The 25195-nt window shown below is 61.0% G+C and carries 19 protein-coding genes and 1 pseudogene; 10 read left to right on the top strand and 10 right to left on the bottom strand.

Annotated elements, in window-relative coordinates; translation table 11 throughout:
* The first annotated feature begins 247 nt into the window (after positions 1–247).
* From ASG55_RS06505 to ASG55_RS06475, 7 genes are all read left to right on the top strand, one after another.
* On the top strand, positions 248–2080 hold the full coding sequence (locus ASG55_RS06505; protein ID WP_056784667.1) for an extracellular solute-binding protein: 1833 nt from the start codon (positions 248–250) through the stop codon (positions 2078–2080).
* On the top strand, positions 2077–3918 hold the full coding sequence (locus tag ASG55_RS06500; RefSeq protein WP_056784665.1) for an extracellular solute-binding protein: 1842 nt from the start codon (positions 2077–2079) through the stop codon (positions 3916–3918). Before ASG55_RS06505 ends, ASG55_RS06500 begins: the two co-directional genes overlap by 4 nt.
* Positions 3919–3922: 4 nt before the next feature.
* Positions 3923–4996, top strand: coding sequence for a microcin C ABC transporter permease YejB (locus ASG55_RS06495; protein ID WP_016774154.1), 1074 nt, complete (start codon positions 3923–3925; stop codon positions 4994–4996).
* 1 nt (position 4997) lies between these two features.
* A complete protein-coding gene (locus ASG55_RS06490; RefSeq protein WP_016774153.1) occupies positions 4998–6017 on the top strand; it encodes an ABC transporter permease in 1020 nt (339 codons plus the stop codon).
* A 1-nt stretch (position 6018) separates the two neighbouring features.
* The gene (locus ASG55_RS06485) at positions 6019–7629 is read left to right on the top strand and encodes an ABC transporter ATP-binding protein (RefSeq protein WP_056784662.1); all 1611 of its coding nucleotides are present in this window, start codon (positions 6019–6021) and stop codon (positions 7627–7629) included.
* Between the two features lie 19 nt (positions 7630–7648).
* Complete coding sequence (fabI, locus tag ASG55_RS06480; RefSeq protein ID WP_014339032.1) at positions 7649–8443, top strand: enoyl-ACP reductase FabI; 795 nt, start codon at positions 7649–7651, stop codon at positions 8441–8443.
* Positions 8444–8593: 150 nt separating this feature from the next.
* Positions 8594–11716, top strand: a complete 3123-nt coding sequence (locus tag ASG55_RS06475; RefSeq protein WP_056784658.1) for a hypothetical protein — start codon at positions 8594–8596, stop codon at positions 11714–11716.
* A gap of 267 nt (positions 11717–11983) precedes the next feature.
* On the opposite strand, the gene ASG55_RS06470 is transcribed toward ASG55_RS06475, so the two are convergent.
* The 4 genes from ASG55_RS06470 to ASG55_RS06455 are packed head-to-tail and all read right to left on the bottom strand — an operon-like array spanning position 11984 to position 16221.
* Complete coding sequence (locus ASG55_RS06470; RefSeq protein WP_056784655.1) at positions 11984–12946, bottom strand: sensor domain-containing diguanylate cyclase; 963 nt, start codon at positions 12944–12946, stop codon at positions 11984–11986.
* Positions 12947–13000: 54 nt separating this feature from the next.
* Positions 13001–13579: a hypothetical protein gene (locus ASG55_RS06465; RefSeq protein WP_056784654.1), complete on the bottom strand. Its 579-nt coding sequence runs from the start codon at positions 13577–13579 to the stop codon at positions 13001–13003.
* Between the two features lies 1 nt (position 13580).
* The gene (locus ASG55_RS06460; RefSeq protein WP_056784651.1) at positions 13581–15743 is read right to left on the bottom strand and encodes a xanthine dehydrogenase family protein molybdopterin-binding subunit; all 2163 of its coding nucleotides are present in this window, start codon (positions 15741–15743) and stop codon (positions 13581–13583) included.
* Between the two features lie 22 nt (positions 15744–15765).
* Positions 15766–16221: a (2Fe-2S)-binding protein gene (locus tag ASG55_RS06455; RefSeq protein WP_041478642.1), complete on the bottom strand. Its 456-nt coding sequence runs from the start codon at positions 16219–16221 to the stop codon at positions 15766–15768.
* A 247-nt stretch (positions 16222–16468) separates the two neighbouring features.
* Here ASG55_RS06455 and ASG55_RS06450 point away from each other — a divergent pair, with 247 nt between their 5' ends.
* Positions 16469–17299, top strand: a complete 831-nt coding sequence (locus ASG55_RS06450; protein WP_041478641.1) for an alpha/beta fold hydrolase — start codon at positions 16469–16471, stop codon at positions 17297–17299.
* Positions 17300–17979: 680 nt separating this feature from the next.
* Here the strand turns inward: ASG55_RS06450 and ASG55_RS06445 are convergent.
* Positions 17980–18180, bottom strand: a pseudogene (locus ASG55_RS06445) (GFA family protein); the annotation flags it as partial.
* A gap of 164 nt (positions 18181–18344) precedes the next feature.
* On the opposite strand from ASG55_RS06445, the gene ASG55_RS06440 reads away from it, so the two are divergent.
* Positions 18345–19178, top strand: coding sequence for an AraC family transcriptional regulator (locus tag ASG55_RS06440; RefSeq protein ID WP_056784649.1), 834 nt, complete (start codon positions 18345–18347; stop codon positions 19176–19178).
* 52 nt (positions 19179–19230) lie between these two features.
* On the opposite strand, the gene ASG55_RS06435 is transcribed toward ASG55_RS06440, so the two are convergent.
* The 4 genes from ASG55_RS06435 to ASG55_RS06420 form a co-directional block, all read right to left on the bottom strand.
* Positions 19231–19818, bottom strand: a complete 588-nt coding sequence (locus ASG55_RS06435) for a LysE family translocator (RefSeq protein WP_056784646.1) — start codon at positions 19816–19818, stop codon at positions 19231–19233.
* Positions 19819–20117: 299 nt separating this feature from the next.
* Positions 20118–22355 carry an ATP-binding protein gene (locus ASG55_RS06430; protein ID WP_056784641.1) on the bottom strand — a complete coding sequence of 746 codons (2238 nt, stop codon included), beginning with the start codon at positions 22353–22355 and terminating at the stop codon, positions 20118–20120.
* Positions 22352–22957 (bottom strand): biliverdin-producing heme oxygenase, encoded by a 606-nt coding sequence (locus ASG55_RS06425; RefSeq protein ID WP_056784637.1) that lies wholly within the window; start codon positions 22955–22957, stop codon positions 22352–22354. Before ASG55_RS06425 ends, ASG55_RS06430 begins: the two co-directional genes overlap by 4 nt.
* Positions 22958–23151: 194 nt before the next feature.
* Positions 23152–23427: a hypothetical protein gene (locus ASG55_RS06420; RefSeq protein WP_056784634.1), complete on the bottom strand. Its 276-nt coding sequence runs from the start codon at positions 23425–23427 to the stop codon at positions 23152–23154.
* A gap of 161 nt (positions 23428–23588) precedes the next feature.
* Here ASG55_RS06420 and ASG55_RS06415 point away from each other — a divergent pair, with 161 nt between their 5' ends.
* Entirely contained in the window at positions 23589–24707 is a 1119-nt protein-coding gene (locus ASG55_RS06415; RefSeq protein ID WP_056784631.1) for a carboxylate-amine ligase, read from the top strand.
* Here the strand turns inward: ASG55_RS06415 and ASG55_RS06410 are convergent.
* Positions 24689–25120: a VOC family protein gene (locus ASG55_RS06410; RefSeq protein ID WP_056784628.1), complete on the bottom strand. Its 432-nt coding sequence runs from the start codon at positions 25118–25120 to the stop codon at positions 24689–24691. The two genes, ASG55_RS06415 and ASG55_RS06410, sit on opposite strands and share 19 nt — an antisense overlap.
* Between the last annotated feature and the right edge of the window lie 75 nt (positions 25121–25195).

Here is a 25195-nt window from a genome sequence, read left to right as displayed (position 1 = left end):
CCCCCAAGGGGGAGAGGGGGAAAGGGAGCCGATCGGGGGCTTTTCAGAAACTGACTTCGACTCGGTATCGCACGTCGGTGCAACTCGCCCAGACACCACGATCAGTCCCCTCTCCCTCCGGGAGAGGGTTAGGGTGAGGGGCTCTTCGCGCAAACGATTAACCCGCCATTAACCCGCATCTTTTTCCTGTCCAGACAAGCTGTTACTGTACGGCCCACAAAGCCCAAGCCGCTGGATCGGATCTGACTTGAAGCGTGCCCTCTCCCTGCTCCTGATCAGCCTGGCCTTGAGCTCACCCGCAAGCGCGACGATTACCGAAAGTCATGGTTATGCGCAGTTCGGCACGCTCAAGTACCCGGCCAGATTTACCCACTTCGACTGGGTCAACCCGCAAGCGCCCAAAGGCGGTACGTTGCGGGTGATGGCGTTCGGCACCTTCGATACGGTCAATCCGTATACCTTCAAGGGCACCAGCCCGGTTACCACCGCCAATTTTCTCCAGTACGGCATCAACGAGCTCAACGAGCCGCTGATGGTCGGTACCGGGCAGTATTCGCCGTCCGGCGACGAGCCGGCGTCGAGCTACGGTTTGATCGCACAATCGGTGGAGTACAGCGAAGATCGCAGCTGGGTCGTCTTCAATTTGCGCCCCGAAGCACGCTTTCACGACGGCGCGCCGATCACCGCCTACGACGTGGCGTTCTCCTATCGAACGCTGCTCAAGGACGGTCATCCGCTGTATCGCACGGCCTTGCAGGAAGTGCTACGGGTCGACATCCTCAACAAACAACGCATTCGTTTCGTGTTCAAGCGCTCGGGCAATCCGCTGCTGATCCTGCGCCTTGGCGAGTTGCCGGTGCTGCCGCAGCATTACTGGAAAGACCGCGACTTCAAAGCCACCACCTTCGAACCGCCGCTGGGTAGCGGGCCGTACCGCATCACGTCGGTCACGCCGGGGCGGCAGCTGATTTTCGAGCGGGTCAAGGATTACTGGGGCAAGGACCTGCCGGTCAATCGCGGCAAGTACAATTTCGATCGCATGGAAGTCGAGTTCTACCGCGACAGCGATGTCGCCTTCGAAGCGTTCAAGGCCGGTGAGTTCGACATCTACATCGAGCATCAGGCGAAGAACTGGGTCAACGGCTACAACTTCCCTGCTGTACGTCGTGGCGAGGTGATCAAGGCGCAGATCCCGCATCAGATCCCGACCCAGACTCAGGGCCTGTTCATGAACAGCCGCCGCGCGACCTTCGCCGATGTCAGGACGCGCGAAGCGTTGGGCCTGATGTTCGATTTCGAGTGGACCAACCGTGCGCTGTTCAGCGATGCCTACAAGCGCACAAGCAGTTACTACCCCAACAGCGAATTCACTGCGTCCGGCCTGCCGGTCGGCCATGAATGGCTGATGCTCAAGCCTTACAAGGAGCAGTTGCCAGCCCGGCTGTTCACCGAGCCGTTTACCCTGCCGAAGACCGACGGCCGAGGCATTCCCCGGGAAACCATGCGCAAGGCGCTGGCCCTGCTCGCCGAGGCCGGTTGGAAGCTCCACGGCCAGCGCCTGCAAGACAAAGACGGCCAACCGCTGCGTTTCGAACTGCTGCTGGTCAACCCGAGCCTGGAGCGGCTCTATCAGCCGTACATCGAAAACCTCAACAGCATCGGCATCGACGCGCGCCTGCGTACCGTCGATCGCGCCCAGTACAAACAGCGCCTCGACCAATTCGATTTCGACATGATCTCGATGACACTGGGCCAGACCTTAAGCCCCGGTCTTGAGCAGTGGCAGTACTTCCACTCCAGCCAGGTGAACGTCAAGGGCAGCAAGAATTACGCGGGCATCGCCAATCCGGTGGTCGATCACCTGCTCGAACAGTTGCTCGCCGCTCGCACCCGCGACGAGCAGGTCGCCGCCGGCAAAGCGCTCGACCGCGTGCTGCTCTGGCAGCACTACAGCATTCCCAACTGGTACCTCAATTATCACCGTCTGGCCTACCGCAACCGGTTGGCCTTTGTCACCACGCCGCCCTACACCCTGGGCCTGAGCGCATGGTGGCTGAAGTCTTCGGAGAAAGATCGATGAACGCTGTTCGCACCCTGCTCGTGCAGGCCGGCGGCTTGCTGTTCGCCGGGCTGGCCTGGGCCGCCCCGCAACACGCCGTGACCCTGTACAACGAGCCGCCGAAATACCCGGCCGATTTCAAGCATTTCGACTACGTGAACCCTGATGCGCCCAAGGGCGGCGTATTCCGTCAGGCCGGCTTCGGTGGCTTCGACAGCCTCAACCCGTTCATCAACAAAGGCGTGCCCGCCGATGACATCGGCCAGATCTACGACACCCTGACCAAACACAGCCTCGACGAGCCGTTCACCGAATACGGCCTGATTGCCAGCAAGATCGAGAAAGCCGACGACAACAGTTGGGTGCGTTTCTACCTGCGCCCGGAAGCACGCTTCCACGACGGCCACCCGGTGCGCGCCGAAGACGTGGTGTTCAGCTTCGAGACGTTGACCAAGGAAGGCTCGCCGATGTTTCGCGGCTACTACAACGACGTCGCCGAAGCCATCGCCGAAGACCCGTTGAAAGTCTTGTTCAAGTTCAAGCACAGCAACAACCGCGAGCTGCCGCTGATCCTCGGCCAGTTGCCGGTCCTGCCGAAACACTGGTGGGCCAGTCGCGACTTCAACAAGGGCAACCTGGAAATCCCGCTGGGCAGCGGCCCGTACAAGGTCACCCAAGTGAAGGCCGGCCGTTCGGTACGTTACGAGCGGGTCAAGGATTACTGGGGCAAGGACTTGCCGGTCAACCGTGGTTTCTACAACTTCGACACGATGACCACCGACTATTACCGCGACAACACCGTCGCCCTCGAAGCGCTGAAGGCCGGGCAGTTCGATTACTGGCTGGAGATGACCGCGAAGAACTGGGCTAGCGCCTATAACGTTCCGGCGGTCACCGAGGGCCGTTTGATCAAGGAACTGATCCCCAACAGCAACCCGACCGGCATGCAGGGCTTCGTCTTCAACCTGCGCCGCCCGGTGTTCCAGGATGTGCGCGTGCGTCAGGCTCTCGGGCTGCTGTTCGACTTCGAATGGACCAACAAGCAATTGTTCAACGGCGCCTACGTGCGCACCCGCAGTTACTTCGAGAACTCGGAAATGGCCGCCACCGGCCTGCCCGACGCCGAGCAACGGACGATCCTCGAACCGTTTCGCAGCAAACTGCCGGCCCAGGTGTTCAGCGAAGCCTTCGAAAATCCCAAGACCGACGCCAGCGGCATGATCCGCACCCAGCAGCGTGAGGCGTATCAACTGCTGCAAGAGGCCGGCTGGAAAATCGTCGATGACAAAATGGTCGACGCCACTGGCAAACCGGTGGTAATCGAATTCCTCCTCGCCCAGACCGAGTTCGAACGGGTGCTGCTGCCGTTCAAGCGCAACCTCAGCGACCTCGGCATCGATCTGGTCATCCGCCGCGTCGACGTCTCGCAGTACATCAACCGCGTGCGCTCGCGGGATTTCGACATGATGGTCGGCAGCTTTCCCCAGTCCAATTCGCCGGGCAACGAGCAACGCGAGTACTGGATGAGCGCCGCCGCCGACAAACCGAGTAGCCGCAACAGCATGGGCCTCAAAGACCCGACCGTTGACCAACTGGTGGAAAGCCTGATCAACGCCGACTCGCGCAAAAGTCTGGTTGCCCACGCTCGCGCCTTGGACCGGGTGCTGCAATGGGGCTACTACGTGGTGCCGAACTGGCACATCAAGAGCTGGCGCGTGGCTTACTGGAACCACATCGGCCACCCGAAAACCTCGCCCAAGTATGACATCGGCATCAATACCTGGTGGGTCAAGCCTGACGCCAAGCCTGCCGTAGAAGTCGAAACCCAACTGCAAGCCGACCCTGCGGGCACGGAGTAATCAGATGCTGGCGTATATCTTTCGGCGACTGCTGCTGATCATCCCGACCCTGTTCGGCATTCTGCTGATCAACTTCGTGATCATCCAGGCCGCGCCCGGCGGGCCGGTCGAGCAGATGATCGCCAAGCTCGAAGGTTTCGAAGGCGCCACCAGCCGGATTGCCGGCGGCGGTGCCGAAGTGGCGGTGGCCGGTTCGTCCTACCGTGGTGCGCAGGGGCTGGACCCGGCGCTGATCAAGGAAATCGAGCACATGTACGGGTTCGACAAATCGGCCCCGGAACGTCTGTGGATCATGGTCAAGAACTACGCGCAGCTGGATTTCGGCGACAGTTTCTTCCGCGACGCCAAGGTCATCGACCTGATCAAGGAAAAGATGCCGGTGTCGATCTCGCTGGGGCTGTGGAGCACGCTGATCATGTACCTGGTGTCGATCCCGCTGGGCATCGCCAAGGCCACGCGGCACGGCAGCCACTTCGATGTCTGGACCAGTTCGGCGATCATCGTCGGCTATGCGATCCCGGCGTTCCTGTTTGCGATCCTGCTGATCGTGGTATTTGCCGGCGGCAGTTATCTGGACTGGTTCCCCCTGCGCGGGCTGACTTCGAACAACTTTGATGAGCTGAGCCTGGGCGGCAAGATCCTCGATTACTTCTGGCACCTGGCATTGCCAGTCACCGCGCTGGTGATCGGCAACTTCGCGACCATGACTCTGCTGACAAAAAACAGCTTTCTCGACGAGATCAACAAACAGTACGTGGTCACCGCCAAAGCCAAGGGCCTGACCCGCCATCGCGTCCTTTACGGCCACGTGTTCCGCAACGCCATGCTGCTGGTGATTGCCGGTTTTCCTTCGGCGTTCATCGGCATTTTCTTCACCGGTTCCCTGCTGGTGGAAGTGATTTTCTCCCTCGACGGCCTCGGTCTGATGAGTTTCGAAGCGGCGATCAACCGCGATTACCCGGTGGTGTTCGGCACCTTGTTCATCTTCACCCTGCTCGGGCTGGTGGTGAAACTGATCGGCGACCTGACCTACACCTTTGTCGATCCGCGTATCGACTTCGCCAGCCGGGAGCATTGAGATGAACCTGTCCCCTCTCAACCGCCGGCGCTTCGAACTGTTCAAGGCCAACAAGCGTGGCTGGTGGTCGCTGTGGCTGTTTCTGATTCTGTTCGGCCTCAGCCTGGGCGCCGAGCTGATTGCCAACGACAAGCCACTGGTCGTGCATTACGACAACAACTGGTATTTCCCGGCGATCAAGCGCTACCCGGAAACCGCGTTCGGCGGCGAATTCCCGCTGGAAGCCAACTACAAGAGTCCGTACATCCGTGAGCTGCTCAAGGCCAAGGACGCGTGGATTCTGTGGGCGCCGATCCCCTACAGCTACCAGAGCATCAACTACGACCTGAAAGTCCCGGCCCCGGCGCCACCCTCGGCGGACAACCTGCTGGGCACCGACGATCAGGGCCGCGACGTGTTGGCGCGGGTGATCTACGGTTTCCGCATTTCCGTGTTGTTTGCGCTGACGCTGACCGTGCTGAGCTCGATCATCGGCGTGATTGCCGGGGCGCTACAGGGGTTCTACGGCGGCTGGGTCGATCTCGCCGGGCAACGTTTTCTGGAGATCTGGTCGGGGCTGCCGGTGCTGTATCTGTTGATCATCCTCGCCAGTTTCGTCCAGCCGAATTTCTGGTGGCTGCTGGGCATCATGCTGCTGTTCTCGTGGATGAGCCTGGTCGATGTGGTGCGCGCCGAGTTCCTGCGCGGGCGCAATCTGGAATACGTGCGCGCCGCCCGCGCGCTGGGCATGCAGAACGGCGCGATCATGTTCCGCCATATCCTGCCCAACGCCATGGTCTCGACCATGACCTTCATGCCGTTCATCCTCACCGGCGCCATCGGCACCCTGACCGCGCTGGACTTCCTCGGCTTCGGCTTGCCGGCCGGCAGTCCGTCGCTGGGCGAACTGGTCGCGCAAGGCAAATCCAATTTGCAGGCGCCGTGGCTGGGCATGAGTGCGTTTGCCGTGCTGGCGCTGATGTTGAGTCTGCTGGTGTTTATCGGCGAGTCCGCTCGCGATGCCTTCGACCCGAGGAAGTGAAATGAATCAGGACAATCTGATCGAAGTGCGCGACCTCGCCGTCGAATTCGGTTTCGGCGAGCGCGTCCACCGCGTGGTCGAGGGCGTGAGCTTCGACATCAAGCGCGGTGAGACCCTGGCGCTGGTCGGTGAATCGGGCTCGGGCAAATCGGTCACGGCGCATTCAATCCTGCGCCTGCTGCCCTACCCCATGGCGCGGCATCCGGCCGGCAGCATCAATTACGCCGGGCAGAACCTGCTGGATTTGAGCGAGAAGACCATCCGCCATATTCGTGGCAACCGCATCGCCATGATCTTTCAGGAGCCGATGACTTCGCTCAATCCGCTGCACTCGATCGAAAAGCAGATCAACGAAGTGCTCGGCATCCACAAGGGCCTGAGCGGCAAAGTCGCGACCAAGCGCACTTTGGAGCTGCTGGAGATGGTCGGCATCCCCGAGCCGCACAAGCGTCTCAAGGCCCTGCCCCATGAATTGTCCGGCGGCCAGCGCCAGCGGGTGATGATTGCCATGGCCCTGGCCAACGAGCCGGAATTGCTGATTGCCGACGAACCGACCACCGCGCTGGACGTGACCGTTCAGCTGAAAATCCTCGATTTGCTCAAGGATCTTCAGGCTCGATTGGGCATGTCGCTGTTACTGATCAGTCACGATTTGAACCTGGTGCGAAGAATTGCGCATCGCGTATGTGTCATGCAGCGCGGTTGCATCGTCGAACAGGCATCGTGCGCAGAGCTGTTCCGTTCGCCGCAGCATCCGTACACTCGGGAATTGCTCGGCGCGGAGCCCAGCGGCGGCCCGGCAAGCAATGAAATCGGCGCGCCGCTGCTCGAAGTCGAGGACCTGAAAGTCTGGTTCCCGATCAAGAAAGGCCTGCTCAAGCGCACGGTGGATTACGTCAAGGCAGTGGACGGCATCAATTTCAGCCTGCCTCAGGGGCAGACCCTGGGGATCGTCGGCGAAAGCGGTTCCGGCAAATCCACCCTGGGTCTGGCGATTTTGCGGCTGATCGGCAGCAAAGGCGCGATCCGCTTTGAAGGCAAGCAGCTAGACTGCCTGACGCAGAGCGAGGTTCGCCCGCTGCGGCGGGAGATGCAGGTGGTGTTTCAGGACCCGTTTGGCAGCCTGAGCCCGCGCATGTGCGTCAATGACATCGTTGGCGAAGGCCTGCGCATACACAAGATGGGCACCGCAGCCGAACAGGAAGCGGCGATCATTGCGGCATTGAAGGAGGTAGGTCTGGATCCGGAAACCCGGCACCGCTACCCCCACGAATTTTCCGGAGGGCAACGGCAGCGAATCGCCATTGCCCGGGCCTTGGTGCTGAAACCGGCGCTGATCCTGCTGGACGAGCCGACTTCGGCGCTCGACCGCACGGTGCAGCGGCAAGTAGTGGAGCTGTTGCGTTCACTGCAAGCCAAGTACAACCTGACGTATTTGTTCATCAGCCATGACCTGGCTGTCGTCAAAGCGCTGAGCCACCAACTGATGGTGGTCAAGCATGGCCAAGTGGTCGAACAGGGAGACGCGCAAAGTATTTTTGCCGCCCCCCAACATCCGTATACACAGCAGTTGCTGGAAGCCGCTTTTCTGGCACCAGCCACTGCGCAATAACCTGAAAGAGGAGCAACACATGGGTTTTCTCGCCGGTAAGCGCGTACTGATCGTCGGTGTCGCCAGCAAGCTGTCCATCGCATCCGGCATCGCTGCCGCCATGCATCGCGAGGGCGCTGAGCTTGCCTTCACTTATCAGAACGACAAACTCAAGGGTCGCGTCGAAGAGTTCGCACAAGGCTGGGGTTCGAGCCCTGAGCTGTGCTTCCCGTGCGACGTGGCCAGCGATGAAGAAATCGCCAAGGTCTTCGAACAACTGAGCAAGAAGTGGGACGGCCTGGACTGCATCGTGCACTCCGTCGGCTTCGCCCCGGGCGACCAACTGGACGGCGACTTCACCGAAGCCACCACCCGTGAAGGTTTCCGCATCGCTCACGACATCAGCGCCTACAGCTTCGTGGCGCTGGCCAAGGCCGGTCGCGAAATGATGAAAGGCCGCAACGGCAGCCTGCTGACCCTGTCGTACCTGGGCGCCGAGCGCACCATGCCGAACTACAACGTGATGGGCATGGCCAAGGCTTCGCTGGAAGCCGGCGTCCGTTACCTGGCCGGTTCCCTGGGCCCGGACGGTACCCGCGTCAACTGCGTATCGGCGGGCCCGATCCGCACCCTGGCCGCTTCCGGCATCAAGAACTTCCGCAAGATGCTGGCCGCCAACGAAGCGCAGACTCCGCTGCGCCGCAACGTCACCATCGAAGAAGTCGGCAACGCCGGCGCCTTCCTGTGCTCCGACCTGGCGTCGGGCATCAGCGGTGAAATCATGTACGTCGACGGCGGCTTCAACACCACCGCGATGGGCAACATCGAAGAGTGATCTTCCTGTAGCCGATAGAAAACCCGCCAAATCCGGCGGGTTTTTTTATGCCTGCAGAAAAGCTCGCCCAACTACATATGTACCGCCAACCACCCTGCCCTGCCTTCGATACTCGGCGCTCGATGCTTAGCAGCCGCCAGGGAGGCGCAGATGGACGACACACTGGTACATGAACAGACGCTGATTCAGAATCTCATTGCAGAATTGACCGCCGTGCCGGTGGTCAGCGCCACCGCGCCAGAGCGAACGCTGGAGGTTCCCCGTGCATGCCGGCTGCGCGAGTGGATGGAGCTTTACTGGAGCGCCCTCGAACGTCCTGAATTTCTCGATTGGGCAAGTCGCTTTCACATCGATCTGGACACCCTGCAGATCAAGGGCGATACCCTGCAAGCGCAAATACCCTCGAACGGCTCCGGCAGTGTCCGCACGTTCACGCTGGAAGATGATTCAGGCTGGTGGCAGATGGCGCCGATGCTGCTGTCGATTTCCCAGCGTATCGATCCTGCGGGGCTGGGCCTACCCTATATCGGCGGTAAATCCGCCAACCCGCTGTATCGCTTTCCACGGCAAGTGGTGCTGGCGTTCTATGGTTACCCGGAACCGCAAAACCAGATTCAGGCCCGAGTCATCCTCACCGAACTGAAGAAAACCGGGCTGGCTGCCATCGATGAAAACGGCCACAGCACGTCGGCTGTGGTGAAGGAACGCGACGCGCAACTGGAGGACTTCCGGGCGATTGCCGATCGAATCGATGAGCTCTTGCTGGCGAGCGACCCTTTCGAGCAGCGAGCCTTTCTCGACTCGCCGGTAACCCTCACTTCGGCCTCTGTTTCTGCACCCTCCAGAGGGCCGCGGCTCAAACTGGGCGAGCTTTTGCGGCGCTATGAATTCGCGTTGCCGCTGGATGCTCACGAAGCCAAGGCACTTGCGCAACGCCTGCGCCAGCAAAGCTGGCCGGCGCTGCCCTACGTCAGCGATTACGTGCAAAGCAACGACCCCATCCGCAGTTATCGTGAAGAATTTGGCGCTCTGGAAGATAACCGGCACATCGTGCGACGCCTTGAAGCGCTGAGCTGGAACAAAGCGCCCAAGGCCAAGATCGATTACGAGGAAATCAGCGAGCCCCATCCGGATTCCGCGCTGGCGGGACGGATGAAGTATGGCCAGCGTCAATTGCAGACACTCAGCGCCGATGAGGATTTTCAAGCCATCCTGCAGCAGCACGGACTGCCCGCCGACAGTCAATTGCTCGTCACCGAATCCGGTCATGTCGGTACTGCCAGCGTAAAAGGCTGGGTCACCCTGACGGCGCAGGTGGAAAAACAGGCTGATCTGAAACTCTTTCGCGACCAGCTCAAGGCCAAGGCAAGCAAAGCCGGCGGCGCCTTGCGTTCAAGCGGTAAAGTCACCCTTGGGCAAATGCTGCGCTTCTACAATCTGCTTTTGCCGAATACTGTCGAGCAAGCCCTCGCGCTGGTGAAATGGTTCAGGATCAATCTGCACACCCGTCCCGGACATATGAATCACTGGTATCTGCTGGGCCAGCCCTGGACACAAACCGAGCGGTTCACGGCGCAACAGCGTCAGAGCATCGTCGACACCACACAGGCGTTTTTACCCGTAGACTCGCCGCCGTTGATCGACTACCTCAGTGAGGGTGTCGATACCGATCTGCCGCTCAAAACGCTCCAGGCAAAAGCCGACTACCTGATCAGCCGTATTCTGATCACACCGCGCGCGCAAACGCTGGGCAATCTGCTGGTGAAGACTCTGGGCGCTCCGGCGCAGGAGAAACGCCTGCTGGCCACCAACCGCGATCGCCTGTTGCTCGCTGCATTGATTCTCAGCCTGGAGCCGAACGCGGGTGAGGATTTGAACCGTATTGTCGAGCAACGTCTGGAGGGGCGTGATTTCTGGGGCGACAGCTATGACGAGGTACGCCGCTTCATTGATCGGCAGCCCGCTCTTGCATCGGTCAAAAACAAGACGTTGGCCACCCATCTGTTGTTGTCCGGTATAGCGCCGGAGTTTCTGACCCGGCATATTCCGCCATCACTCTGTTACATGAGTTGTTCGCGTTGGGTCAGGCTGAAGCAGGTCGTGCTGTATATCGAAAGCCAAATGCCGGGTGTGGCACGCCTGATGAGCTATGAGCAACTGAACCAACTGACCAAAGGCCCGGCCCCCACGCACTTCTACAAATTTCTGCGCGAGGATTCCTGTGCCTCACTGGTCGTTGACTGGGCGGTTGCCAGAGGGCTGATCCAGCGCAACGCCGAATTTCCGGTGACTGTTTATGACGCCACGACGCTGAAGCAGGCCGATGTCCTGTTCCGCAACCACAATCGCCTGTTGAACGATCTTTATCGGCGGGCGTTCCTCTCGGCACCGCCCACTCCCGTCACGGTTGCCCTGGCCGATCTGCGCAAGGTGTTCAGCGATTCCCCCTACCTCACGGAGAAGGCGCTGTTTGCTCCCGACTCCAACACGCAGACCTCTGCAGCGCACTATTCGCTGAGCGAACTGCATGTCGCCGGCAAGCTGACAGGTGACCTGCAAGGATGGCAATCGAGCAATGCACAGTTGCAACTGGCCCCCATGCTTGCCTCGTTGCCCAGACTGCACAATGTGGCGACCTACTTCCATGCGGCACTGAGCGCACGCCTGAGGCAAATGAAAGACGCACATATCGCATTTCTCAAGGAAGCGCTCTGTCGCTTGCCGTTCGCGCAGCGAATCGACATCGAAGACCACGAGCTGGAACTGCTCGCCCTGCGGCCAGTATCGGCAGCCACGGACAAGCTGGCTGACGCCAGCACTGCGCCATTCGGCATCTTGGCGCTGCTGCGTGGGAGTCCAGCCAGAGTCTTCGAGATTTTCACTCGCAGGAATGAAGTGGTGCTGCGTCGCGATATCGACCTTGCATTACTCAAACCATCGGGGGCAAATGATGCGGCGAAATCGCTGCCCGTCGACGCCGAAGCCTACAGGCACGGCTCCCAGCCTCGCTTGAATGCCACTTGTAACGCGTTCATTACTCGCCTCGATATTCAGGGCGCACCCCTGGCGCAACAGGAGCGCGCCGCCGTGCCCGATACTTTCGCCTCCAACACAGTCAACGCCATCGCCAGCACTGCCGTCAGGCATCTGTTCGATGCTTTCAAAGCGCAAGCCTTGCAAGACGCATTGCGCGTGCCCGAACTCGAGGATGCCGCTGCGAGTCACGAGAAATGGCTGGCGTTTTACCAGAAGCTGAGCCCGCCCAAGCGCTGAGCACTGGCGAATCCGGCGATAGATCGGCTGACGCGTTCGCGAGCAGGCTCGCTCCCACATAAATGGTGCTGAACTGAAAAATCCTCCGCGCCATCGAGGCCTGTGGGAGCGAGCCTGCTCGCGAAGACATTCCATCAGCCAGCATCAAATTGCCTGACCCACCGCCATCGCGGGCAAGCCCGCTCCCACAGGAATTCAAGGTGAACTCACACCTCATTAACGTCACTGGACTCTGTGGGAGCTGGCTCGCCAGCGATGGGGCCGTTACTAACAGCCTTTCAGAGCTTGCTTGTGCGCATACATTGCGCCATCCGCATCGGCGAGCAGGCGATCAACGCTTTCGTGGCGTGTGGGGTCGTATTCGATCTGGCCGACGCTGAAGCGAATCGCGTAACCACGGTGCAGCGTGGCGTTGCGCTCTTCGAGGATTTCCTTGAGCCGCGCCATGATCCGCGTGGTTTCAACGTGGCTCGAGCCGGTCAGCAACGCGACGAACTCATCACCACCCAAGCGCCCGACCACATCGCTCTCGCGAAAGGCAATGCGCAACACATCGGCGAAGGTCTTCAGCGCACTGTCGCCTTCGGCATGCCCGTACAGATCGTTGATCTGCTTGAAGTCGTTGAGATCGAAAAACAGCAGCGTCGCCGGTCGGTTCAAACGTGCGCAGGCATCCAGCGCATGCTGGGCCAGTTGCTTGAAACCACGGCGATTGGACAGCAGCGTCAGTTCATCCATGCTTGCCATCTGCACCGCCGTCAGCTCTTGCTCGGCCATCTCCGCGAGGTCGCGCAACAAGGCACGCTCTTCGTCGTCGAGATGGCGGGGTTTGGTATCGATCAGGCACAAGGTGCCCATTTTGTTACCGTCCGGCACGGTCAGCGGATAACCGGCGTAAAAGCGAATATTCGGTGCGCCGGTGACCAACGGGTTGTCATGAAAGCGCAAATCTTCCAACGCATCGGGCACCAGCATCAGCTCGTTTTGCAAAATCGCATGGCCGCAGAACGAGACATCGCGGGATGTCTCGCTGACATCCAGACCCACACAGGACTTGAACCACTGGCGATCCTTGTCGACCAGCGTGACCAGGGCGATCGGCACGTTGAACAGGCGCTTGGCCAGGCGCGTCAGACGATCGAAACGCTCTTCAGGGGCCGAGTCGAGGTTGAGGCCGTGCAAGGCGTCGATTCGTGCAGCTTCATTGGCAGGTTTTCCGGGCACCAGCATGCGCACACTCCGTAGACAGTAATGCGTTCAGCGTAGCGCTTAATCGTCGGGGCATCACATTTGCGCCACCGGACACGGCCCGCCGGCATCGGCCCAGAGTTTGAACTGCGCGACGAAAATATCGTGCGGCACCGGCACCGGTGCGCGCCCTGCCCCGGGATTCCAGCCCCAGAGCACCAGTTTGTCTTCGCTGACGTGTTTTAACAGTGCGGCAAAATCCCGATCGCCGTTGCTCGCGCGGTCCTTGATCATCGCGCAGAGCTTGTCCGAGGGCAGGCCGATCCAGGCCATTTTGTGTGCCGCTGGCGGCAGGCTCCAGTGCGGCGCACCCGGCGGCGCATGGGGGCCATAACTGGCCGGCGGATTGCTTTCAGCGTGACAGGTGGCGCAGGGCAAACCGGCGGCGCCCTTGCCATCCATGCCGCGCACTACATTCATCGCGTGAGGGATGCCAGCGTCGAACTGCAACGGCGAATCGCCGGGGATGTGGCAGTTCTGGCAGCGCGGGCTCTGAAAGACTTTCTGCACCGTGGCGAAGGCTTTCAACGCCTGCTGATCCTCGGCAAACAGGTCCGAGGCATAGCCACCGAGGCCCAGCAACACGACGGTGCCCAACACAAGATGTCGTTTCATCTCACACCCCCGACAATTGCAGTGGCAGTTCGCGCAGGCGTTGCCCGGTCAAGGCGAACACTGCGTTGGCCACCGCCGGCGCGGTCGGTGGCACGCCGGGCTCGCCGATGCCGCCGGGTTTTTCACTGCTGGGGACGATGTGCACTTCCACCACCGGCATTTCGTTGAGCCGCAGCACCTGATAATCGTGATAGTTGGACTGCACGACGCCGCCGTCCTTGACGGTGAGCTTGCTGTGCAACGCCATGCCGAGACCGAAGGTGATGCACGATTCCATCTGCGCGGCGATGCTCTGCGGATTCACCGCAATGCCGCAGTCCACCGCGCAGACCACGCGATGCACGCGGATCGCCAGATTGTCCTGCGACACCTCCGCCACTTGCGCCACGTAGCTGCCGAACGACTCGTGCACCGCCACGCCCAGAGCATGCCCGTCCGGCAACGGCGCGCCCCAGTTGGCCTTCTCCACCGCCAGATTGAGCACGCCGAGATGGCGCGGGTGCGCTTTGAGCAGCGTTCGTCGGTACTCCACCGGATCCTTGCCCGCCGCCGTCGCCAGTTCATCGATCAGCGATTCCATGACAAAACCCGTGTGGGTGTGGCCCACCGAACGCAGCCACAACACATTGATGCCGGTCTGCGGCGAATGCAGCTCGACCTGATGATGAGGCAGATCCTTGATGTACGGACTGTCGGCCACGCCCTCGACCGAGGTGGCATCGATGCCGTTCTTGACCATCGCTGCCTCGAGCATCGTCCCGGCCATGATCGACTGGCCGACCAGCACATGCTCCCAGCTCATCGGCAAACCATCAGCACCCAGTCCGACCTGCGCCTTGTGCAGGTACATCGAGCGGTAGTAGCCGCCGCGAATGTCGTCCTCGCGCGCCCACACGGTTTTCACCGGCAGGTCCGCCGCTTTCGCCACTTGCACCGCTTCGGCGACGAAGTCCGAAGTCGGATTGGCACGGCGACCGAAGCCACCGCCGAGAAATTCCGTGTGAATTTCGACCTGTTCGGGCTTGAGCCCGGTGATCTTGCTGGCGACCATTTGGTCCAGCGTCTGAAATTGCGTGCCGGTCCAGATCTCGCATTTTCCGGCGCTGATTTTCACCGTGCAATTGAGCGGTTCCATCGGCGCGTGGGCCAGATACGGCACGCTGTATTCGACCTCGATTTTTTTCGCGGCTTTGCCGAAATTGGCCTTGGCATCTCCAGCCTGCGTGGCCGAGGTGCCCGGCGTCGCCGCCAGTTTGCGGAAACTCTCCAGCAGCTTTTCACTGCTCATGTCGGCCAACGGCCCAAGGTCCCAATCGACCTTCAGCGCATCACGGCCCAGCTTCGCCGCCCAGAAATGCTCGGCCACCACCGCCACGCCGCTGGGCACCTGCACCACCTTGTGTACGCCGGGAATGGCCAGCGCTGCGGCGCCTTCGAAGGATTTCACCGTGGCGCCAAACACCGGCGCGCGGGCGACCATCGCGGTCATCAGGCCTTCAAACTGCACGTCCATGCCGAACTTGGCGCGGCCGGTGATCTTCTCCGGGGTATCGAGGCGCTTGGTCGGTTTGCCGATGACTTTCCAGTCCTTGGCTTCCTTGAAAGTGATGGTTTTCGGGTCAGGCACCGGCAGTTGCCCGGCGGCATCGGCCAGTTCGCCGTAGGTCGCGCGTTGGTCCCCGGCGATGACCACGCCGGACTCCGTGCGAATCGTCGACGGCGCGACGTCGAAGCGTTTCGCAGCCGCTTCCACGAGCATCTGCCGCGCCGTCGCCCCGGCCAGTCGATAGCGGTCGAATTCCATCCAGGTCGACGTCGAGCCACCGGTGATCTGCATGCCGCCAAAAGCCGGCAAGCCGTAATCCGCCGCTGAGGCTGGCGAGTGCTCGACGCGGATTTTCGACCAGTCGGCGTCCAGTTCTTCGGCGATCAGCATGGTCAGGCCGGTCCAGATGCCCTGGCCCATTTCCGAATGACCGAGCAGGACAGTGACGCTGTTGTCCGCCGCGATGCGCAAAAACGCGTTGGGTGCGAAGGTCTTGTTTTCATTTTCTGCCGCCCGGGCAAAGCGGTTGGCCCCGGGCACCACAAACGCCACCATCAGACCGCCGCTTAACAGTGCGCTGCCCTTGAGAAACCCGCGACGCGATACAGGACTGTTCATCGTTCCTCTCCCAGAGAATGAATCAGCCGATTTCGGCGGCGCGTTTGACCGCAGCGCGAATGCGCGGATAGGTGCCGCAGCGGCAGATATTGCCGGAGAGCGCCTGATCGATATCGCTGTCGGTGGGCTTGGGAATTTTCGCCAGCAATGCGGCGGCGGACATGATCTGCCCGGACTGGCAATAACCGCACTGCACCACGTCCAGCTCGGCCCAGGCCTGCTGCACCGGGTGCGAGCCATCGGTGGACAAGCCCTCGATGGTGAGGATTTTCTGCCCATGGGCGACGGCAGTCGCCGGGGTGATACAGGAGCGTAATGGCGCGCCGTCGACGTGCACGGTGCAGGCGCCGCACTGGGCCATGCCGCAACCGAACTTGGTCCCGGTCAGGTGCGCGATATCGCGCAGAACCCAGAGCAGCGGCATGTCGGCGGGTACATCGAGCTCTTGGTCCTTGCCATTGATATTCAGGGTCAGCATCGGGTGATTTCCTCAGACTCACGTATTGCAAAGGGGCGTCGCTGTGGTCGCAAAAACCTACGGACGCCCGCGCTTATCCCTTTCAGCAAAGCCTAATTTGCGCTTGAAGCCAGACGTTGTGACCAGCGGTCATGCAGACCCCGGCTTTGCTCCTACAGTTGATAACGGCTCGCACTGAGTCGTCGTATCTCTGCGCAACCGGCCCGCGAACCTCGCGGTTGTCCATCACAGGTCAGGAGTAACGAATATGGGCTTTGTCACCACTCGAGACGGCGTCGACATCTTCTACAAGGACTGGGGGCCGCGCGACGCGCCGGTGATCCACTTCCACCACGGCTGGCCGCTCAGCTCGGATGACTGGGATGCGCAAATGCTGTTTTTCCTGGCACAGGGCTTTCGGGTGATTGCTCATGATCGACGCGGACACGGCCGCTCCAGCCAGGTCTGGGACGGCCACGACATGGATCACTACGCCGACGATGTGCTGGCAGTGGTCAATCATCTGGGTACGCGCGACGTTGTCCACGTCGGCCATTCCACCGGCGGCGGCGAAGTGATCCATTACATCGCCCGACATGGTCAGGACAAGGTCAGCAAAGCGGTATTGATAAGCGCCGTACCACCGCTGATGGTGCAGACCGAAAGCAACCCGGGCGGTTTGCCGAAATCGGTGTTCGATGGCTTTCAAGAGCAGTTGGCGGCGAATCGCGCGCAGTTTTATCGCGATGTGCCGAGTGGACCTTTCTACGGCTACAACCGCCCTGGCGCCGAGCCGGCGGAAGGAATCATCGCCAACTGGTGGCGCCAGGGCATGATCGGCGGGGCCAAGGCGCATTACGACGGCATCGTCGCGTTCTCGCAGACTGACTTCACCGAAGACCTGAAAAAAGTCACCGTGCCGGTGTTGGTGATGCACGGCGAGGATGACCAGATCGTACCTTACGCCAACTCCGCACCGTTATCGGCGAAACTGCTGCCCAACGGCACACTTAAGTCGTACCCGGGATTTCCGCATGGCATGCCGACGACGCAGGCTGAAACCATCAATGCTGATTTGTTGGCGTTTATTCGCGGTTAACCGCCTCAATCAGGCTTACTGCAATTGGCAAACACTGATCCCCTGTGGGAGCGGGCTTGCCCGCGAGGCGTCTCTCCAGTCCAATTATCTGCGAATGACACTCCGCTTTCGCGAGCAGGCTCGCTCCCACAGTTGGGATTGGGTATATCCGTCAGAGACTGGTCGGCTGGAAGGCCGCCATCGCTGGCAAGCCAGCTCCCACAGGGATCAGGGTAGATCCGCTGCTCATTTGTATCTCTGAGATAGCTATCGCGAGCAAACTCACTTCCACAGAAAAGCAAAGCAGCGCAGCTGCCCGCGGCAAAGCCGCCCCACTCAACAATGAGCGCCAGCTCGAGTGCTTTTGACCTTGCTTTTGATCCACCGGCGACGTCGGAAGGCTGAGCGGAGGGATTGATCCGGGCGTGGGAGCGCAGCGACCGTCTGGCGCAGCCAGACACAGCGGAAGGAGGTGCAGAGCCTGCGAGGGCCGAACGCAGGAGCAAGCGTTTTTTTGCTTACTTTTTTTAGGCGTTTGTAAAAAAAGTGAGTCGCCGTAAGGGCGAAACCCTAAGCAGCCGTTACCGCAGCAACGGATATGTACTCGGTCAACCAGAACAAATCATCGCTCGACAACAAGCCTTCGCGAGCAGACTCGCCCCCACAGAAATCGCAAGCGTGCTGAAGGCTGAATCAATCCCCTACCCCTCTGCCCGCCCTTCGCCTTCACGATCACCACGGTAATGCCTGGCCAGCGGAAAATCCGGCAGCCACGATTCACGCCGCACAATCCAGCTCTCATAGGTCGGCTTCAACTGATCCGGCGCATCCAGCGCGCCGAGGCTCACCTCGACCTCATCAACACTGCGGTTGAACACCGACGAACCACATCGCGGGCAGAAATCTCCATCGCGCCCGTGGTGTCACGCCCCCCCAGAGCCTATAACAGCCGGCGCTGCAATGCAGGCGATGTTTCAGATGAAAGAACTCGATGTTGCCGCACTGCAACGGGCATTCGACGGCCAGAGCTAATACACTCAGGCGCTGACCTGCCGGGACAATCACGATGAAACACGCCGCTGCGAAAAACCCCGAGAAAGCCCCGCGCTTCTGGCGCGACGACGCCCTGCCCTTCATCGAAGCGCGGGCCATCGCGGATGGTCGTGAAGTCTGTTATGCGCGGCATTCCCATGCGCACTTTTCCATCGGCGCAATCACCGCCGGGCGCAGCACCTATGTGCATGAGCAGGCGCAGTATGAAGTGGCAGCAGGCACCGTGGTGCTGATGAATCCCGGCGATGTACACGCCTGCAATCCGATCGATGATCAGCCTTGGTCGTACGTGATGTTGTATGTCGAAACGCCGTGGCTGACGGATTTGCAGCGTCAATTGGGGTTTGCCGGGGAGCTGGAATTCCGGCGATTTTCCGACACGCATCTGGCTGATGCCGAGCTGTTCGGCAAATTGATGGGGTTGTATGAGGTTTTGCTCGACGACCAAATGGAGGCGCTGGCGAAACACAGCGCGGCGGTAGAGTTTTTCAGTGATTTGCAGGTCCGCCTCAATCCGGCGGATGAGCCCGTCGATGAGCCGAATTTCAAGCTGGAACGCGCCGCTGATTTCATCCGTGGACATTGCACCGAAGTGCTCAGCCTCGAGGCGATTTGCGCGGCGGCGCAGCTGTCGCCGTCATACCTGATTCGCGCGTTCAAGCAGCGCTACGGGATGACGCCCCATGCGTTCGTGGTCAACCAGCGCATCCAGTTCGCCCGCGAGCGCTTGCGCAGCGGCCAATTGATTGCCGATGTCGCGCTCCAGGCCGGGTTCGCCGATCAGGCGCATTTTCAGCGAGCGTTCAAACAACATCTGGCGGCAACGCCGGGGCAGTATCGCGGCTGACTTTTATCTCCCGTACATGCAAACCCCTGCACTCGTCAGCTCCTACAGCAAATCAGGTGAACAGCAAATAAAGCGCACTCACCGCCAGCAACAACGCCATCAACCGATTGAACCAGCGCATCCCGGCGGCATTGCTCAGATAACCGCGCAAAAACGTCCCGGCATACGCCCAGCAGCCCACCGACAGATAGCAGATCACCAGATACACCGCCGCAAACTGCCAGACCAGCCGCGCCTCGCCGTCGGCGACAAATGCGCCCATGCCGGCTACGCATGCCAGCCAGGCCTTGGGGTTGAGCCATTGCATCACCGCACCATAGAGCATCGACGGCGCGCGGCCGGACTCGCTAGCGTGCAGCTGGCCGTCATCGCTGGCCAGTTTCCAGGCCATGAACAACAGAAACGCCACTCCGGCCCATTGCACCACGCGCGTCATGAACGGCCACAACTGCAGAACTTCATGCAGGCCCAGCCCCATCAGCACCAGCAACAGCACAAACCCCAACGTCGCCCCGGCCACGTGCCGTTGACTGGCGCGAAAGCCGTACTGCGCGCCGGAACTCAAGGCGACGATATTGACCGGCCCGGGGGTGATGGATGCGGCGAGGGCAAACGCCGCCATGGAAAGAATCAGACTCATTGCACACCTGCTTCAATCGCGGAACGAGGTGGCTACGGTAGCGAGCGGGGGATTTGCAGTATTGAAGAAAATGACCCTGAGGCTGCGAATCTTCTGAGGGAGCGGTGGGTCAGTCGCCCAGTGTTGGCTGAGCTGACGTCTTCGCGAGCAGGCTCGCTCCCACAAGTTTTGCGTGAGACTCAAATCTCGCCCCCCCACAAGACCTGTGGGAGCGAGCCTGCTCGCGAAAGCGTTCGGTCAGTCACAACAGACTTGTCAGGACTGACGCCATCGCGAGCAAACTCCCCCTACAGGGGCACTCAGGCCAGGCGCGGCACGGTGAAGCGGAATTCGCTGCCCTGCCCCGGCTCGCTCTCGGCGACGATCTGGCCGCCATGGGCTTCGACGATGCCTTGGGTGATGTACAAACCCAGGCCAGTGCCGGTCGGGTTGCCTTCCTTTATCGTCCAGTAGCGGTCGAACACATGCGGCAAGTGCTCCTTGGGAATGCCTTCACCACTGTCACGCACGATGAACACGATCTCGTCGCCCACCGATTTCGCGTGTACGCCGACGGTGCCCATGCGCGGGGTGAACTTGATGGCGTTGCCCACCAGGTTCGACAGCACCTGAAACAGCCGCTCGGGGTCGGCGTGGATGCGCAGGTCAGGATCGGCCTGGAAGGAAATGCTGATGTCCTTGTCATGGGCCAGCGGCGACAGCAACGCTTGGGCCTCTTCAAAGATGTGCCCGACCTCCAGCGCCTGCGGGGTGATCGAGTAGCGCCCGGCATCGATTTTCGAGGTATCGAGCAGGTCTTCCAGCAGCGTGTTCATCCGCGCCGTGGCCTGCTGCATGGTGTCGATTGCAGTGGAGATACGCCGCGAAGTGTGCGCGCCTTCCGAGCTGAAGGCTTTCTGCATCATGCCGCAGAGCATCGAAATCACCGTCATCGGGTTGCGTAGGTCGTGGGAAACCACCGCCACCAGATCATCGCGCGCCTGCACAGCCGCCTGCTCGCGACGTACCTGACGGGCCAGGTCGTTTTCCAGCGCCGAACGGCGCAGGTCATTGGCGGCGAACCGGTCACCGTGGCTCCACTTGGTGGAGATCCCGGCCATCTCGACCTTCCAGATTTCGAACGAGGTACGCGGACGCAGGCGCATCCCGGCATCGGAGGTTTCCAGATCCAGCGGTTTGCGCGGATCGCCACTCCAGTTGATGTTTTCCTTCACTTCCGGACGGAACCACAGCACACCGTTGTCCACCGGTTTGGGCAGGCTCATGGCGAGCACACCGCTGGCCACAGACTGATACTGCGCCGCCGGCGGGTAAACGCTGGACAGGTGATGGCTGGCGAACACCGGCTCGCCGCGCGCCTGCAACCACTTGTGCAGCGCGCGAATTTCTTCCGGCGCCGGGCAGTTGCCGTAACGGTGCAGTTGCTTGTCTTCGATGATCGCGATGCCGCCGGCATTGACCAGCGCCATCAGCGTCGCTGGCTGCTGGGCGAGGCCGTCGAAAACGTTCTGCGGCGAATCGATCATCGCCTGGTTGAGCCGCGACAGCGCCTCGACCTTCTCTTCACGCTGGCGGGTCAGTTCAAGGGTTTCCATGGCACTGATCTGCAACGACAGGACCTGGCCGATGGTCTGGCAAGCCATGCGCAATTCATGCGGCACGTGCAGCGGCTGGCGATTGCCGCAGCTGATCAGGCCCCAGAGCTTGTCGCCCTTGAGCAGCGAAATGCTCATCGACGACAGCACGCCCATGTTCTTCATGTACTGACAGTGAATCGGCGAGACGCTGCGCAGCGTGGCGAAACTGAGGTCCAGCGGCGTCTGCGTGTCCGGGCGCAGCTTCGGCACCAGTGGCACTGGCTGATAATCGGCGTTGGGGATGATCCGCAACCAGTTGGTGCGATACAGCTCGCGCGCCTGCTCGGGAATGTCCGAAGCCGGGAAGAAAAGGCCGTTGAACACTTCCATCGACGGATCGGACGCTTCGGCGATGACCTGACCGTGGCCCTCTTCCTCGAAGCGATAGATCAGCACCCGGTCGTAACCGGTCATCGCCTGGATTTCCTTGACGCTGATGTCGTACAGGGCCTGCAGCGTGGTCGCCGCTTGCAGGCGCTGGAGCATGCGGCCCAGGTGGGTATTGACCCCGGCGACGTTGCGCGGCTGGAAATTCTTCACATGGATTTCCAGCTCGAGAATCAGCACGCCCTGATGGCGGTGCAGCAAACCTTCGAATTCAGTGCCGTTGAGCTCGAATCGTAGCGGCGCCGCCTCGGAAAACGCTGTCTGCTGCAAGGCTTCGAGCACGTGCGCGGTGTGTTCGGCGCCGATCAGGCTGTGCAGCGGCTGGCCGATCAGCGATTCGGGCGCGCGGGCCAGCAGGGTTTCGACGTTGGCGCTGACCTGAATGATCTGCAGCGCAGGCTCGGTCAGGGTCAGCAGCAAACCATGGGGCTGGATCGCGCCAGGAAAGCGGATCGGCTCGTCGGCACAGTTGGCCAGCAGTTCTTCAAAGGCTTGTGGGTCTTGCGGGTTCATGCCAGTACCTCCTGGCGCTCGAGCCACTGCTCGAAACAGCTGAATGTGGTTTGTGCTGCGCTGACCACGGCCGCGCGTTCGCTGGCCGCCATGGGCCGGTTGCTCAGGTATTCGATGAACTCGCGCCAGCGCCGCCCGGTGGCCGCGCCGTAGACATCGAGGAAGGCAGCGCCATTGTCGGCGTCCAGATTCAGCCGCGCGGCGATCTCCCGACGCAGGATCTGCCCGCCGAGAGTCGCGCCTTCGAGCACGTACAAAACACCGAGACTGGCGGCGCTGGAGTCGATCACCGGCAAGTCCTTGCACAGCGGCAAATCATTGGTCGTCGCGCCCAGCGCGCGCAGGTCGGCGTGCAAGGTCTCGGCCTTCAAACGAGGCGTCAGATCGAAATCATCCGGGACAGCGCCACTGGCGAGCAGCGCCCGTTCCAGCGGCTGATAAAAACCGTAATAGGCCGCCATCAAGCGCTCGAATGCGGGGGTATCGAGGGTATCGGTAAAAAAAGGAAGGCGTTTTTCCAGTGCGATGTGCAGTTCGGCTGTGCCGGCCCGCAGATCTTGCAGCACCGGTGGCACATAAACCTCACGGGCCTTTGCTTGCATGTAGATCGCTCTTGGTGGGACCCGGCAGGGGCCATTCTGGGTGGGCTCGACGTGGGGGGAATTTATCACGCCACGCGGCTTTTTCTGCCTGCCGAAGCGTTTTTTCTGTCGAACTGCGACCCTATGACAGGTTCAGAGTGGCGCCGGATCAGAAAAGTTCGACCGACGCCACTATCCCGCCACTGCTGACCACCTCAATCAGCGCCGTCGTTCTGCACCGATGGGTCGCCGTTGGCCGGTACGCTGCTGTCGGCAACAGGTTTCGAAGGATTGTTTTTTTCGGCCCCGGGATAACCGGGCAGACCGCGAGTATTGTCCGGCGTCATGACATCTTCGTTGTCACGGCTGACATCCCAGTCGGTGGTGGCGTTAGGGTCTTCATCACGCCCGGCCGTGCCGATGGCGAAGCCGTCGTCGTTGGGATTGACGGTTTGCTCAAGCGCTTTGTCGTTGCTGGATGGGTTGCTCATGTCTGCCTCCAGAACACGTTGATCGGACTTGTTTGGAAACGCCTTGGCCGCTCAAGTGCAATGGACAAGACCAACGGTGCATTCGCGGGGCACTGGTCGCCTGGCGTGAACCACCGCAACGGCGCACGGTTCTCAAGAGAACCACTTGCTCGAGCACTGTCATGAGCCACCCGCGATTCGGCATTGAGGAGGAGTACTTTCTCACTGACCTGCAGAGCCTGCGCATGGTCGGCAGTCCGCCCCCACAGGCCATCGAGGCTTGCCGGGCGGCGCTGGGTGTGTGGTTTGCCACGGAGATGTTTCAGGGGCAGATCGAAGTGGCTTCGCCGGTGTTCAGCGACTTTGTGCACGCTGGCGATTTTCTCCGTGGCAGCCGTCAGGCCTTGGGTGCAGCCCTTGAACCGTTTGCTCTGGGCGTGCTCAGCGCCGGCAGTCATCCGCTGGCCGACTGGCGCGAGCAGGTTCCGACCGACGAGGAACATTTCCATCATCTGTTCGAGCGCTACGGCCATGTTGCCCGGCGCAGCGTGCTGTCGGGGCTGCATGTGCACGTCGAGGTGATCGAGCCGCTGGATCGCATCGCCGTGATGAACGAAGTCCTGCCGTGGACGCCGCTGCTGTTGGCGCTGAGTTGTTCGTCGCCGATCTGGGATGGCGCCGCCAGCGATTTCATGAGCTATCGGCAGGCCGCGTGTGACGAGTGGCCACGCATGGGCATCCCGCCGCTGTTTGCCGATCAGCGCCATTACGACGAACACTTGGCGTTTCTCATGCGTATCGGCGCGATCAGCCAGCCCGGCGAGTGTTGGTGGGGCGTGCGCCCGGCCGCGCGTTTTCCGACCCTGGAACTGCGCATGACCGACGCCTGCCCTCGGGTCGACGATGCGCTGACCCTGGCGGCGTTTTTCCGGGTATTGGTGGCCCATGCCAGTACACAGCGACGGCCCGGATTGCTGTACGACCAGACCGCGCGTTCGATGCTGGAGGAAAATCGCTGGCGGGCCAAACATCAGGGGATTCATGCGCGCTTTTTGGTCGAAGGCATCGACGGCGACTGTTCGCTCGCGCAATGGCTGGAACTGGCCGAGCAGCGTTTTGCCGAAACGGCACAGGTATTGGGCGCGGCGCAGTTGTTCGAACGTGCCCGGGCGATCATCGACAGCGGCACCAGCGCCGATCGGCAACTGGCGCTGTTCAATCTGGCGTCTGAACAACCGCAAAACGGCCGCTCGGCCCTCGGGCAAGTGGCCGAGCTGCTGCTTCAGGAAACCGCTGGCTGATCGCTCTCGGACGGGCCTTTGAGTTCGACCTGATTGCCGTCCGGGTCGAAACAGTAAAGCGACAAGCCGTAACCCTCGGCGCCAAAACGCCTGGCGGCTTGTTCAACGGTCAGCCCGAACGATTGCAGATGGGCGATGAGCGCGGCTTCGTCGAACGGCTCTATGCGCAGACAGAAGTGATCGACGTTGCGCTTGTGCGCATCAGCGGCGCCGCCGCCCTTGCGCCCGAGTTCGCCCGCCAGGTCGACGAGATCGATCATCGACGTACCGGCCCGCAGGTGCACCAGCCCCAGCGGCTGGTTATGCCTGACCACTTCGGCGCCGAACACCCCGGCGTAGAAATCGATGCTGCGTTGCAGGTCGGCGACGCGCAGAACGATGTGATCAATGCGCTGAATGGAAAACGGATGCATGGGTTGGCTTCCTCGAAAGCGGCGACCCGCCCATTGTGCTGCACAAGGGAAAAAATTCACTGTCGATTTTTCGGT

Source organism: Pseudomonas sp. Leaf434, from assembly GCF_001425545.1.
In the GTDB taxonomy this organism is placed as follows: domain Bacteria; phylum Pseudomonadota; class Gammaproteobacteria; order Pseudomonadales; family Pseudomonadaceae; genus Aquipseudomonas; species Aquipseudomonas siliginis.
Note: the sequence above shows the minus strand (reverse complement) of the source record. Positions and strands in the feature narration are given on the sequence as shown.

Coding starts and splice junctions, on each gene's coding strand:
- ASG55_RS06470 (WP_056784655.1), bottom strand. CDS start 12,946: ATGCTGGTGCCCGGAAAACCTGCCAATGAAGCTGCACGAATCGACGCC.
- ASG55_RS06435 (WP_056784646.1), bottom strand. CDS start 19,818: ATGAGTCTGATTCTTTCCATGGCGGCGTTTGCCCTCGCCGCATCCATC.
- ASG55_RS06450 (WP_041478641.1), top strand. CDS start 16,469: ATGGGCTTTGTCACCACTCGAGACGGCGTCGACATCTTCTACAAGGAC.
- ASG55_RS06475 (WP_056784658.1), top strand. CDS start 8,594: ATGGACGACACACTGGTACATGAACAGACGCTGATTCAGAATCTCATT.
- ASG55_RS06485 (WP_056784662.1), top strand. CDS start 6,019: ATGAATCAGGACAATCTGATCGAAGTGCGCGACCTCGCCGTCGAATTC.
- ASG55_RS06420 (WP_056784634.1), bottom strand. CDS start 23,427: ATGAGCAACCCATCCAGCAACGACAAAGCGCTTGAGCAAACCGTCAAT.
- ASG55_RS06410 (WP_056784628.1), bottom strand. CDS start 25,120: ATGCATCCGTTTTCCATTCAGCGCATTGATCACATCGTTCTGCGCGTC.
- ASG55_RS06440 (WP_056784649.1), top strand. CDS start 18,345: ATGAAACACGCCGCTGCGAAAAACCCCGAGAAAGCCCCGCGCTTCTGG.
- ASG55_RS06500 (WP_056784665.1), top strand. CDS start 2,077: ATGAACGCTGTTCGCACCCTGCTCGTGCAGGCCGGCGGCTTGCTGTTC.
- ASG55_RS06460 (WP_056784651.1), bottom strand. CDS start 15,743: ATGAACAGTCCTGTATCGCGTCGCGGGTTTCTCAAGGGCAGCGCACTG.
- ASG55_RS06490 (WP_016774153.1), top strand. CDS start 4,998: ATGAACCTGTCCCCTCTCAACCGCCGGCGCTTCGAACTGTTCAAGGCC.
- ASG55_RS06465 (WP_056784654.1), bottom strand. CDS start 13,579: ATGAAACGACATCTTGTGTTGGGCACCGTCGTGTTGCTGGGCCTCGGT.
- ASG55_RS06415 (WP_056784631.1), top strand. CDS start 23,589: ATGAGCCACCCGCGATTCGGCATTGAGGAGGAGTACTTTCTCACTGAC.
- fabI (WP_014339032.1), top strand. CDS start 7,649: ATGGGTTTTCTCGCCGGTAAGCGCGTACTGATCGTCGGTGTCGCCAGC.
- ASG55_RS06455 (WP_041478642.1), bottom strand. CDS start 16,221: ATGCTGACCCTGAATATCAATGGCAAGGACCAAGAGCTCGATGTACCC.
- ASG55_RS06495 (WP_016774154.1), top strand. CDS start 3,923: ATGCTGGCGTATATCTTTCGGCGACTGCTGCTGATCATCCCGACCCTG.
- ASG55_RS06425 (WP_056784637.1), bottom strand. CDS start 22,957: ATGCAAGCAAAGGCCCGTGAGGTTTATGTGCCACCGGTGCTGCAAGAT.
- ASG55_RS06430 (WP_056784641.1), bottom strand. CDS start 22,355: ATGAACCCGCAAGACCCACAAGCCTTTGAAGAACTGCTGGCCAACTGT.